This window comes from Aromatoleum evansii (assembly GCF_012910805.1).
In the GTDB taxonomy this organism is placed as follows: Bacteria; Pseudomonadota; Gammaproteobacteria; order Burkholderiales; family Rhodocyclaceae; genus Aromatoleum; species Aromatoleum evansii.
In genome coordinates this window covers 26432-38957 of the sequence record NZ_WTVK01000011.1, presented here as the reverse complement: position 1 = coordinate 38957, position 12526 = coordinate 26432, and the positions used below count along the sequence as shown (strand labels likewise).

The 12526-nt window shown below is 67.8% G+C and carries 9 protein-coding genes; 2 read left to right on the top strand and 7 right to left on the bottom strand.

Annotated elements, in window-relative coordinates:
* Positions 1-17 precede the first annotated feature (17 nt).
* Both GO615_RS07325 and putA read right to left on the bottom strand, forming a co-directional pair.
* Positions 18-1784: an autotransporter assembly complex protein TamA gene (locus GO615_RS07325; protein ID WP_169126470.1), complete on the bottom strand. Its 1767-nt coding sequence runs from the start codon at positions 1782-1784 to the stop codon at positions 18-20.
* An 88-nt stretch (positions 1785-1872) separates the two neighbouring features.
* Positions 1873-5532 (bottom strand): trifunctional transcriptional regulator/proline dehydrogenase/L-glutamate gamma-semialdehyde dehydrogenase, encoded by a 3660-nt coding sequence (putA, locus tag GO615_RS07320; protein WP_169126468.1) that lies wholly within the window; start codon positions 5530-5532, stop codon positions 1873-1875.
* A 186-nt stretch (positions 5533-5718) separates the two neighbouring features.
* Here putA and GO615_RS07315 point away from each other — a divergent pair, with 186 nt between their 5' ends.
* On the top strand, positions 5719-6198 hold the full coding sequence (locus tag GO615_RS07315) for an Lrp/AsnC ligand binding domain-containing protein (RefSeq protein WP_169126466.1): 480 nt from the start codon (positions 5719-5721) through the stop codon (positions 6196-6198).
* A gap of 596 nt (positions 6199-6794) precedes the next feature.
* Here GO615_RS07315 and GO615_RS07310 read toward each other — a convergent pair.
* The gene (locus tag GO615_RS07310; protein WP_169126464.1) at positions 6795-7796 is read right to left on the bottom strand and encodes a class 1 fructose-bisphosphatase; all 1002 of its coding nucleotides are present in this window, start codon (positions 7794-7796) and stop codon (positions 6795-6797) included.
* 205 nt (positions 7797-8001) lie between these two features.
* Here GO615_RS07310 and GO615_RS07305 point away from each other — a divergent pair, with 205 nt between their 5' ends.
* Entirely contained in the window at positions 8002-9267 is a 1266-nt protein-coding gene (locus GO615_RS07305; protein WP_169126463.1) for a D-amino acid dehydrogenase, read from the top strand.
* A 54-nt stretch (positions 9268-9321) separates the two neighbouring features.
* Here GO615_RS07305 and GO615_RS07300 read toward each other — a convergent pair whose 3' ends face one another.
* The 4 genes from GO615_RS07300 to GO615_RS07285 all read right to left on the bottom strand — a co-directional run bounded on the left by GO615_RS07300 (position 9322) and on the right by GO615_RS07285 (position 12523).
* Complete coding sequence (locus GO615_RS07300; RefSeq protein WP_169126462.1) at positions 9322-9768, bottom strand: ClpXP protease specificity-enhancing factor; 447 nt, start codon at positions 9766-9768, stop codon at positions 9322-9324.
* 43 nt (positions 9769-9811) lie between these two features.
* A complete protein-coding gene (locus GO615_RS07295) occupies positions 9812-10411 on the bottom strand; it encodes a glutathione S-transferase N-terminal domain-containing protein (protein ID WP_169126461.1) in 600 nt (199 codons plus the stop codon).
* Positions 10412-10505: 94 nt separating this feature from the next.
* On the bottom strand, positions 10506-11258 hold the full coding sequence (locus GO615_RS07290) for a cytochrome c1 (protein ID WP_169126460.1): 753 nt from the start codon (positions 11256-11258) through the stop codon (positions 10506-10508).
* Positions 11255-12523, bottom strand: a complete 1269-nt coding sequence (locus tag GO615_RS07285) for a cytochrome b (protein WP_169126459.1) — start codon at positions 12521-12523, stop codon at positions 11255-11257. Before GO615_RS07285 ends, GO615_RS07290 begins: the two co-directional genes overlap by 4 nt.
* Between the last annotated feature and the right edge of the window lie 3 nt (positions 12524-12526).

The following is a 12526-nucleotide window of genomic DNA, read 5'->3' as shown; positions in this document are numbered from 1 at the left end:
CCGCGCAGCGTCCGCCGTCAGAACGCAATCGCGATGCCGAAGTGCAGGCGCAGACGCTGCTCGGCCTGCCCCCAGGCGAGGTCGAGCGCGAGCGGGCCGGCCGGACTCTTCCAGCGCGCACCGACGCCGTAGCCCTTCTTCAGCTCGAAGATGTCGCGATCATCCGCCGCATCGCCCGCATCGACGAAGGCCGCCACACCCCATTGCGGCCGGAACCAGTGCACGTACTCGGCGCTCGCTGCCGCGAGGTAGCGCCCGCCGACGATCGCGTCCGCCTCCTGCACGCCGAGGCTCTGGTAGGTATAGCCGCGCACCGTCTGCGTGCCGCCGGTGCGGAAGAGGAAATCCTGCGGCACGCCGTCGCGGCTCTTGGCCAGCGTCGCGCCGCCCTCCGCACGCAGGATCAGCACGTCGCGCGCGGCCACCGGCACGTAGCGCACATAACGGCCGTACAGGCGCACGAAGTTCTGATCCGACAGCAGGGCACGCGAACCGCCGCCGATCTCGAACTGCAGCACGTCGCCGCGGCGCGGATCGAGCGCATCATCGACCATGCGCCGTGTCCACGCCCAGTTCAGCGTCAGCGCCTTCCGCCGGGTCGTATCGCCGCCGTCGAGCTTGCGCTCCTCCTGCTGCAGGCGCAACGCGACCCGCGTGTCCATGGTGCCGCCGGCCAGCGCGCGGGTGTTCGTGCGCGCCACACCCACCGCCTGGGTGGTCAGCGTGAGCCCCTCCACGGTACTGCGCTCGGCCGCCGCGCCGACGCTGTCGCGATGGCCCTCCGGCGCCGGCGGCAGGAACACGTCGGCAAACAGCGACTGGCGCAGCTGCTCCAGGCGCAGCGCGCTGGCAAGCTCCCAGCCGCGACCGAAGAGGTTTACGTCGCGCCAGCTGATCTCGCCACGAAAGCCGGTATTGCTCGAATAGCCGGCGCCGAAGCCGAGCTGGCGCGAACGCGCCTCGGAGACCTGCACGCGCACCGGCACTGCTGCGGCAAGCGCGGGGTCGCGCTCGATGTCGACCACCACGGATGCGAACTGCGGGACGTTCTGCAGCGTCCCCTGCAGCGCCAGCAGCTCGTCCTGGTTGAAGGGGCGGCCGGCTTGCAGCCGGCTGAAGCGCGCGACCAGATCGGGCGGGAGATGCTTCAGACCCGACACCTCGATGGGGCCGAGGAAGAAAGGTGGCCCGGAATCGACCGTCACCGCCAGGCGCACGGTCGCCGCATCCGGATCGACCTCCGCGCGGCTGTCGGCGATCCGCGCCGCCGCGTAGTCGCGCGAGGAGACGTCATCGAGCAGGCGCCGCTTGGCGTCGTCCCAGGCCGACTGGCGAAACACCTGCCCGGCGGCGAGCGCCCAGGCATTGCGCAGCTGCGCGCGCCGCGCCACGAGCGCCTCCCCCTCGCCCGCCAGCGCCCCCTCGAACTGCACGTCGACCGCGACGACCTTCGCCGGTGTGCCGGGCACGACGGTGAGCTTCCAGTCGCCCTCGTCCTCGCGCTCCAGCTTCACCTCGGGTGAGAAATAGCCCTCGGTCGCAAGCAGCTCGGTTGCTTCGCGCCGCGCCCGGCGGGCGAGCGCCACGCGATCGGCACGCTCGGCGGGTAGGGTCTGGTCGCTGCGAAGGATGCGCAGGTGCCGCTCGAGCAGCGGACGCACGCTCTCGGGCGCCGCGAGCTGCACGCGCAGCGGCTGCTGCGCCGCGGCGAGGGGCGGCAGCACGGCAAGGCACAGCGCGGCAAGCACGCGCGCGCCGGACGCTCGGACACGACGGACGGTCATGGCCGGATTGTACCGGCCATGGCCACGCCCCGGGCGTGCCGGCGAGCGCCGTTGCGGGCCGTTACCTTGCGTTGCCCTCAGTTCCCCCTCAGTTGCCCATTGCCATCAGGCTCGCATTGCCACCGGCCGCCGCGGTGTTGATGCTGAGCGTGCGCTCGGCCACCAGCCGGCCGAGGTCGTACTCGGGCAACGGACGCACCAGCGGCAGGATCGGCCCGTCGCGGCGCGCGAGACGCACGCGCCATTCGTCCGCAGAGCCCTCGTCGCCGTCGCACAGCAGCGCCCCGAATTCGCCGTCGAACCATTTCGCGTCGACGCGCACGCATTGTCCGATCTCCGCCGGCAGCGCGGCGACGAACCGGCGCGCGAGCGCGTCGTCGCCCAGCACGAGGCCGTTGCCGGTCGCGAGCGCCGCCATCAGCTGGTGGAAGTAGCCCGCCATGGAAGCCGCAACCGCCGCAACGGTGCCGCGCGGCCGAAAGCTCAGGCTGTTGTCCTCGCCGGTCGGCCCGGGGAGAGCGAGCCGCAAGTTGGCGAGGTGATGACTGCGGTAGGCTTCCGCGCGCAGGCGCAGCGCCATGGTGTCGTCGCCCTCCACGAGCGCGCGCCCGGCCTCGTCGACCCACGCGGCAAAGCGTTCGAAACGTTCCGGCACCGCGCTCGCCGTCGGGAATTCCGCGCCCGGGCTGCGGCGCAGCAGGCGGTGCAGGTACAGCGGGCCGCCCGCTTTCGGTCCGGTGCCCGAGCGTCCCTCGCCGCCGAAGGGCTGCACGCCGACGACCGCGCCGATCATGTTGCGATTGACGTAGATGTTGCCGACATGGGCGCGCGCGACGACGTCGTTGATGGTCTCGTCGATGCGCGAATGGATGCCCAGCGTCAGGCCGTAGCCGGTGGCGTTCACCTCGTCCACGACGCGCATCAGCTCCTGCGCCGGGAAGCGCAGCACGTGCAGCACGGGGCCGAAGACCTCGCGCTGCAGCTGCGACAGCGAGCGGATCTCGATCATCGTCGGCGGCACGTAGGTCCCCTTCGCGCAGTCCGCGGGCACGGGCAGCTGGAACACCCTCGCGCCGGCCTTGCGCATCGCCTCGATGTGCGCGAGCAGCCCGGCCTGCGCCTCGGCGTCGATCACCGGACCGATGTCCGCACGCACGTCGGCGGTGTTGCCCACCGTCAGCTCGCGCACCGCCCCTTCGATCATCTCGATCACGCGGTCCGCGATGTCCTCCTGCAGGCACAGCACGCGCAGCGCCGAGCAGCGCTGGCCGGCCGAATCGAAGCTCGACGCGATCACGTCGCCGACGACCTGCTCGGGCAGCGCCGTCGAATCGACGATCATCGCGTTCTGGCCGCCGGTCTCGGCGATCAGCGGCACATCGCCGCCGCGCTCGGCGAGCGTGCGGTTGATGATCATCGCGACCTCGGTCGAGCCGGTGAACATCACGCCGCGCACGCGCGCATCGCGCACCAGCGCAGCGCCGACGACCTCGCCGCGGCCGGGCAGCAGCTGCACGACCGCGTCCGGCACCCCCGCCTCGCGGAACAGGCGCACCGCCCAGGCGGCGATCAGCGGCGTCTGCTCCGCCGGCTTCGCCAGCACCGGGTTGCCCGCCACCAGCGCCGCGGCGACCTGCCCGGCGAAGATCGCCAGCGGGAAGTTCCACGGGCTGATGCACAGCACCGGCCCGAGCGGCAGGTGCTGGGCATTGTCGAGCTCACGCGCCTGCTGTGCGTAGTAGCGGCAGAAATCCACCGCCTCGCGCAGCTCGGCGATGGCGTTCGACCACGACTTGCCCGCCTCGCGCACCGCGAGCGCGATCAGTGCCGGCCCGTCGCGTTCGAGCAGGTCCGCGGTGCGTTCGAGACACTCGGCCCGCTGCACCGGCAGGCGCGCCGCCCAGTCGTGGGCGGCCGCCTCGGCGGCGCGCAGCGCCGCCTCGACCTCGGCCAGGTCCGCCTCGATGACCTCCCCGACCACATCCTCCAGGTCGGCCGGATTGCGCACCGGCTGCGGCGAACCCTGGATCACCACACCGGCCACCAGCGGCCCGGCCGAGTGACGCTGCCTGCGGCTGTGCGCCAGCGCGGCGGCGATGGAGGAACGCACCGGTTCGCTCGACAGGTCGAAGCCCTGCGAATTGCGCCGCCCCTGTCCGTACAGGTCCTTGGGCAGCGGAATGCGCGGATGCGGCGAACCGGCGAGCGGCTCGGCCAGCGCCACCGGGTCGCGCACGAGCTCCTCGACCGGCACGTTCTCGTCCACGATCAGGTTCACGAAGCTGGTGTTGGCGCCATTCTCAAGCAGGCGACGGACCAGGTAGGCGAGCAGGGTCTCGTGGCTGCCCACCGGCGCATAGATGCGCACCATGCGGCGCAGCGCCGGATCGCCGACGATCTGGTCGTACAGGGGCTCGCCCATGCCGTGCAGGCACTGGAACTCGTAGTCGCCGTCGCGGTAGTCGCCTTCGGCCATGTGCATGACCGAAGCCATCGAGTGCGCGTTGTGGGTGGCGAACTGCGGGTAGATCACGTCGCGCGCGGCCAGCAGCTGCTTCGCGCACGCAAGATAGGACACGTCCGAGTACACCTTGCGCGTATAGACGGGATAGCCCTCCAGGCCGTCGATCTGCGCACGCTTGATCTCGGCGTCCCAGTAGGCGCCCTTCACTAGGCGCACCATCAGGCGCCGCGCGTTGCGGCGGGCGAGATCGACGATCCAGTCGATCGCGAAGGGAGCGCGCTTCTGGTAGGCCTGCACGACGAAGCCGATGCCGTCCCAGCCGCCGAGATCCGGGTCCTCGACCAGTGCTTCGAGGAGATCGAGGGAAATGTCGAGGCGGTCGGCCTCTTCGGCGTCGATGTTGAGACCGATGTCGTAGCCGCGCGCCAGTACGCACAGTTGCTTGAGTTTCGGCAGCAGCTCGCCGAGCACACGGTCGCGTTGCGCCCAGTTGTAGCGCGGATGCAGCGCCGAGAGCTTCACCGAGATGCCGTTGCCCTGGACCACGCCGCGCTTCGCCGAGGAGTTTCCGATCGCGTGGATCGCGTGCTCGTAGTCCTTGTAATAGCGTTCGGCATCGGCCGCGGTCATCGCCGCCTCACCGAGCATGTCGAAGGAATAGCGGTAGCCGCGCGTCTCGCGTTCGGCGCCGCGCTCGAGGGCCTCCTCGATCGTGCGCCCGGTCACGAACTGCTCGCCCAGCAGCCGCATCGCGAGATCCATGCCCTTGCGGATCAGCGGCTCGCCGCCGCGCGTCAACAGCTTGGAGAGTGCGCTCGCGAGCCCTTCCTCGCTGCGCGTCGCGACCAGCCGCCCGGTGATCAGCAGACCCCAGGTTGCCGCATTCACGAACAGCGAGGGGCTCTGCCCGAGGTGGGCACGCCAGTCGCCACGCGACAGCTTGTCGCGGATCAGGCGGTCCGCCGTGGCCTTGTCGGGCACCCGCAGCAGCGCTTCGGCGAGGCACATCAGCGCCACCCCCTCCTGGCTCGACAGCGAGAACTCCTTCATCAGCGCATCGACGCCACTGGAACGGGCGCGCTTCGAGCGCAGGCCGACGACGAGCTGGCGCGCGAGATCGTGGATGCGCCGCTGCAGCGTCGCGTCAACGCGGGCGGCGTCGACGAGCGGCGGCACGCATTGCGGCTCGGGGCTGCGATAGGCGTCGAAGATGCGTCGGCGCAGTTCGGAACGCGGCTGGGCGGGGATGGCGGCGAGGAGGTCAGGATTGTTGTGGGTGCTCATGGGCGAAAACTCCGCAAAGGATTCCCGGCGGGGTCTCCAGCCGCCGGCCCGGACGGGCGAACCCGCCCGTCGAAAACCCGATTCTTCACCCGGAATCGTAGTTTATGGCTCCGAAATTCGCTTCCAATAAGTCATAATTCCTGACGAAATCATCATTTTTAGACGAAGAGACTGGCAGCGAAGGGAATGGACCGCATAGATCTCAAGATTCTCGCCGAACTCCAGAAGGATGCCCGCCTGTCATTCGTCGAGCTCGCGCGCCGCGTCGGCCTGAGCAAGACGCCGTGCGCCGAGCGGGTGCGCAAGCTGGAGGAAAGCGGCGTGATCCGTGGCTACCACGCCGACCTGGATCCGGTCGCGATGGACCGCTCGCACGTCGTGATCGTGCAGGTGCTGTTGAGCGGGACGACCGCACACGAACTGAAGCTCTTCAACGAGGCGGTGCAGCGCATCCCCGAGATACAGACCTGCCAGATGATCGCGGGCGATTTCGACTACCTGCTGACGGTGCGCACGCGCGACATCCAGACCTACCGCAGCGTGCTGGGCGAGAAGATCTCCGAGCTGCCGTGCGTCAAGCAGACGCACACCTACGTCGTCATGGAAGTCGTGAAGGACGAGAAGACGATAGAGATCCGGACCGGCGAGGGGCGACGGCCGGGGTGAGGGGCGTCGTTCCCGATCAACAAGCGTCCGGTCGGTGCCTACTTGAACGAGCCCGCGGTCCGGTGTCCTCTGCCGGGCAGGCGCTCGCGGCCTTCGGCTTCCCGGTCCGATGCGGTCTGCGGGGGCGGCGACGCAAACTCGGGCGCGTTGCGCCCTCAAACATGCGTCGCCTCGTTTCCCCCGCAGACCGCATCGGACCGGCGCTTACGGACAGCCCGGCAGAGGACACCGGACCGCCTGAAATGTGAGCGATATGTCGTTGCGTAAGGGTTAAGTGATCGGTTAAACGCAAAAAACCGATCGAGTCGAGCTTATCGAAGCCCTGAGATGTTCGAGCTGCCTTGGTAGGCTGGGAGATGGACGACTTTCCGCCCGAGTGCGGTCCGGGTTCTGGCCCGGGCTGTCCGCGAGTGCCGGAGCTGCGTGCATTGCGGGAGAAAAAAGGCGACGCATGTCTGAGCCGGCGCAGCCGGCGAGTTTGCGTCGCCTCTCCCGCAATGCACGCAGCTCCGGGAAGCCGAAGGCCACGAGCGCCTGCCCGGGCCAGAACCCGGACCGCGCTCGGGCGGGCGCCCCGAGGGGGCGCCTTCTCAGCCTCAAGCTTCCAAGTGATACTGCGTCACGCGCTCGACTTCAGCCGCCGAGCCCAGCACCACCGGCACACGCTGGTGCAGCTTGGTCGGCTGCACGTCCATGATGCGCTCGCGGCCCGTCGTCGCCGCGCCGCCCGCCTGCTCGATGATCATCGCCATCGGATTCGCCTCGTACATCAGGCGCAGCTTGCCACCCTTGTCGCGGCACTTCTCGTCCAGCGGATACATGAAAATGCCGCCACGCGTCAGGATGCGGTGCACGTCCGCGACCATGGACGCCACCCAGCGCATGTTGAAGTCCTTGCCGCGCGGGCCGGTCTTGCCCGCCTGCAGCTCCGCGATGTAGCGCTGCACCGGCGGCTCCCAGTAACGCGCGTTCGAGGCGTTGATCGCGAACTCCTGCGTCTCCTCCGGCACCGTCATGAACGGGTGGGTGTAGATGAAACTGCCCATCTCGCGGTCCAGCGTGAAACCATGCACGCCGTTACCCACGGTCAGGATCAGCTGCGTCGACGGCCCGTACAGCGCATAGCCCGCGGCAACCTGCTCACGGCCCGGTTGCAGGAAGTTCTGCTCGGTCGGCTCGCCCACGCCCTCAGGGTTGCGCAGCACCGAGAAGATCGTGCCGACCGAGATGTTCACGTCGATGTTCGACGAACCGTCGAGCGGATCGAACAGCAGCAGGAAACCGCCCTTCGGATAATCGAAGGGAATCTGGTGCACCTCCTCCACCTCCTCCGAGGCCATCGCCGCCAGATGACCGCCCCACTCGTTCGCCTGCAGCAGGATCTCGTTTGCGATCACGTCCAGCTTCTTCTGGGCCTCGCCCTGCACGTTGTCCGTGCCCGCCTCGCCGAGCACGCCGGCAAGCGCACCCTTCGACACATTGACGCTGATCGCCTTCACGGCACGGGCGACGACCTCGATCAGCAGGCGCAGCTCGGGCGTGGTCCGGCCCGCGCGCTGCTGCTCGATCAGAAACTGGGTTAGCGTGACGCGTCGCATGAAATGACTCCTTGTGGATCCGGCCGGGCCGGATGCAGATAGTGGCGCAAACTGAAAAAAGCGGATTATCCCGCGTACCGTGGCAGAACGCATCAAGATCCGCGCACCCGCAACGCTCGAAGAGGTTATGATCGTCACTCCGCGGGCTTCCCCGCGCAGTGGCGGCGACGCCCCTTCCGGCGACCGCAAGACCCGATCACTCACTATGCACGTTCTGGTTCTCGGCGCCGGCGTCACCGGCGTCACGACGGCCTGGTTTCTCGCCAGGGCCGGATTCGAAGTCAGCGTCGTCGATCGCGAGCCCGCAGCGGCACTCGAAACCAGCCGCGCCAACGGCGGCCAGGTCTCCATCAGCCACCCGGAACCCTGGGCCAACCCCGGCGCACCGCTCACCGCACTGCGCTGGCTCGGGCGCGAGGACGCTCCGCTGCTGTTCCGCCCCCATGCCGACAGCGCGCAATGGCGCTGGGCCATGTCCTTCCTGCGCGAATGCCTGCCCGGGCGCACCCGCCGCAACACGGCCGCGATCGCCAGCCTGGCCGTGCATAGCGGGCAGAAACTGCGGCAGCTGCGGGCCGAGACGGGCCTTGCCTACGACCACCTCGAGCGCGGCATCCTGCACCTGTTCTTCACGCCGGCGGAGTTCGCGCACGCGCGCGGACGGGTCACCGAGCTGGCCGCCTACGGCATTGCCGCACGCGCCTGCGAGTCCGATGAGTGCGTGGCGCTCGAACCGGCCCTCGGCGCCGTGCGTACCCAGCTCGCCGGTGGCCTGTACGCCCCCGACGACGAATCCGGCGACGCCTGTCGCTTCACCCAGGGGCTGGCGCAGCTCGCCGCCGAAGCGGGCGTGCGTTTCCACTACGACACGACGATCACCGGCCTGTCACGCTCGATCGGTGCCATCGAGGCGGTCGAAGTGCGGGATGCGCAGGGCCGCGCGGGCGCGCTGACCGCCGACGCCTACGTGGTCTGCCTGGGAAGCTACGGCCGCGCGCTCGTCGCCCCGCTGGGCGAGACGCTGCCGATCTACCCGGTGAAGGGCTATTCGATCACCGCCCCCATCGTCGATGCCGCGCGCGCACCCAGCGTCAGCCTCACCGACGAATCGCGCCGCATCGTCTGCTCGCGCCTCGGCGAACGCCTGCGCGTGGCGGGCACCGCGGAGCTCAACGGCTTCGACACCACCATCAACGCAGCACGCTGCCAGGCGATCCTGGACTGGATCGAGGCGCGCTTTCCCGGCGCAGTGGACCTCGACCGGGCGGAGCGCTGGACCGGCCTGCGTCCGGCGACCCCGGGCAACATCCCGCTGATCGGACGCAGCCGCATCTCCCGTCTGTGGTACAACACCGGCCACGGCACGCTGGGCTGGACGCTTGCCTGCGGATCGGCGAGCGCGATCACCGATCTCATCCGCGGCCAGCGCCCGCCGGTCGAGCATTTTCCCTTCCTCGACGGGCGCCGCTGAGCGCCCGTCGCCGCGCATCGGGACGGGTCGGCCGGACGGCCGTCCCGCTGCCTGCTACTTGATGACCTTGAGGTGATTGCGACCGGCGCTGCGGCCCGCCGCCGACGGCGTATCCGGCCCATCGCCGTCACCCGCACCGGAATCGGCCTCCTCCCTCACCTCCTCGTCCGACTGAGCCTCGCCACCGGCGATCTCCTGCTCGAACGCCATGCCATGCCCGTTCTCGCGGGCGTAGATGGCCAGGACATTGGCCACGGGCAGGGACAAGGCATGCGCGACGCCGCCGAAACGGGCCTGGAAGGTGATCAGGTCGTTGCCCATCACCAGATGGTTGGTCGCGTCCGGCGCGAGGTTGAGCACGATCTGGCCGTCACGTGCATAGCCGGGCGGAACGACCGTGCGCTCGTCGACGGCAACCGCGATGTAGGGCGTGAAGCCCTGGTCCAGGCACCAGTCGTAGATGGCGCGCACCAGGTAGGGTTTGGTCGATACCTTGCTCATGGATGGGATCCGTGGGGCCCCGGCTGGCGGGGCCACCTGCGCGTCAACGACGCATTACCTTTTCGGACGGCGTCAGGGCGTCGATGAAGCCCTGGCGGCTGAAGATGCGCTCGGCGTACTTCTGAAGGTTGGCGGCGGCCTTCGGCAGCTCGATGCCGTAGTGCTCGAGGCGCCACAGCAGCGGCGCGATCGCGACGTCGAGCATCGAGAATTCGTCGCCGAGCATGAACTTCTGCTTCGTGAAGATGGGTGCGAGCTGGACGAGCTGGTCCCGAACGTGCGCCCGGCTCTTCTCGACCGTGCCTTTCTGGTTCTTCTCGAGCGCCTCGATGTGCGAGAACAGCTCGTGCTCGAAGGTGTGCAGCAGCTGCCGCGCACGGGCACGCATGATCGGGTCGGGCGGCATCAGCTGCGGATGCGGGAAGCGCTCGTCGATGTACTCGTTGATGATGTTCGACTCGTACAGGATGAGGTCGCGATCGACCAGAACCGGCACGCGGTTGTACGGATTGATGACAGCAATATCTTCCGGTTTGTTGTAGAGATCGACGTCGATGACTTCGAAGTCCATCCCCTTCTCGAACAGCACGATCCGGCAGCGATGGCTGAACGGATCGGTGGTGCCGGAATAGAGGTTCATCATGGTGTTACAGCTCCCGATACAAAAACAAAGCGCACCACGCGAGGCTCGCGTGGTGCGTCAGACTTCAAGGCGCCGAATCAGTTCGCGCGGACGTTCAATGAATGTCCTTCCAGTAGTTCTTCTTCAGCGCGAAGCTGAGCGCGAACAGGCCGGCCAGGAAGATCAGCACGACAACGCCGATGGTCTTGCGCTTCTCGGCGACGGGCTCGCCCATCCACACGAGGAAGGAGACGAGATCGGCGACGGTCTTGTCGTATTCCTGCGCCGACAGCTTGCCGGGCTTGGCGAGTTCGAGCTCGATCGACTTCGCACCGTCATGCTCGGTCACCTTGGCGATCTGCTCGCCCTGCAGTTCCCACAGCACATGCGGCATGCCGACGTTCTCGAACACCTTGTTGTTCCAGCCCGTCGGACGGTTCGGGTCGCGGTAGAACTGGCGCAGGTAGGTGTACAGCCAGTCGGCGCCGCTGCCGAACTCCGAGGCGCGCTGGCGCGCGATCAGGGTCAGGTCCGGCGGGGTCGCACCGAACCACGCCTTCTGCTCCTTCGGGCTGGCCGAGATCTTCATCAGGTCGCCCACGCGCTCACCCGTGAACATCAGGTTGTCGCGGATTTCCTGCTCGGTCAGGCCGATCTGCGTCAGCGTGTTGTAGCGGACGAAGCTCGCGCTGTGGCAGTTCATGCAGTAGTTGACGAAGGTCTTCGCACCCGCCTGCAGGGCGGCCGGATCCTTGCTCACCGGGGCCTTGTCGAGGTGCAGCACCGCACCGGCGGCCAGCGCCAGCGTCGGCGCGAACAGCGCCGCAGCGGCAAGGCGCTTCAGGGTCTTGATCACGTTGATTGTCATTTGAAAGTCACCCTATCCGGTTCGGGTTGGCACTTGTCGATTTTGCTGTACCAGGGCATCGCCAGGAAGAAGGCGAAATAGATCACCGAGCAGATCTGCGCCACCAAGGTACGACCCGGGGTCGGCGGCAGAACGCCGAGGTAGCCGAGGATGAAGAAGGAAACGATGAAGACCGCGAGGATGCCCTTGAAGAGGCCGCCCTTGTAGCGGATCGACTTCACCGGGCTACGGTCGAGCCACGGCAGGAAGGCGATGATGACGACTGCGGCGCCCATCGCGACCACGCCCCAGAACTTTGCGTCGATGCCGAACAGCGGGTAGGTCACCGCGCGCAGGATCGAGTAGAAGGGGGTGAAGTACCACACCGGAGCGATGTGCGGCGGGGTCTTCAGCGGGTCGGCCGGGATGAAGTTGTTGTACTCGAGGAAGTAGCCGCCGCCTTCGGGGGCGAAGAACACGATCGCCGAGAAGAAGATCAGGAAGCCGACCACGCCGACGATGTCCTTCACCGTGTAGTACGGATGGAAGGGGATGCCGTCGAGCGGAATGCCGTTCGCGTCCTTCTTCTTCTTGATCTCGACACCGTCGGGGTTGTTCGAGCCGACTTCGTGCAGCGCGACGATGTGCGCGACGACGAGGCCGATCAGCACCAGCGGCACGGCGATGACGTGGAAGGAGAAGAAGCGGTTCAGCGTGGCGTCGGAGACGACGAAGTCGCCGCGAATGACGACGGACAGGTCGGGACCGATGACCGGGATCGCCGAGAACAGGTTCACGATGACCTGCGCGCCCCAGAAGGACATCTGACCCCACGGCAGCAGATAGCCCATGAAGGCTTCAGCCATCAGCGCGAGGAAGATCAGCGTGCCGAAGATCCAGATCAGCTCGCGCGGCTTGCGGTAGGAACCGTAGAGCAGGCCGCGGAACATGTGCAGGTAGACGACGATGAAGAAGGCCGAGGCACCGGTCGAGTGCAGGTAGCGGATCAGCCAGCCACCGGGGACTTCGCGCATGATGTACTCGACGCTGGCGAACGCGACGGGGATGCCCGAGGCGTTGAGCGAGGCGTCCGGCTTGTAGTGCATGACCAGGAAGATGCCGGTCAGGATCTGGATCACCAGCACCAGCAGCGCCAGCGAACCGAAGAAGTACCAGAAATTGAAGTTCTTCGGCGCGTAGTACTCGGACAGGTGCGCCTTCCAGGTCGACGTCAGCGGGAAACGCTCATCGACCCAGTTGAGCAGTTGTTGTGATTTTGTGGTCATCGC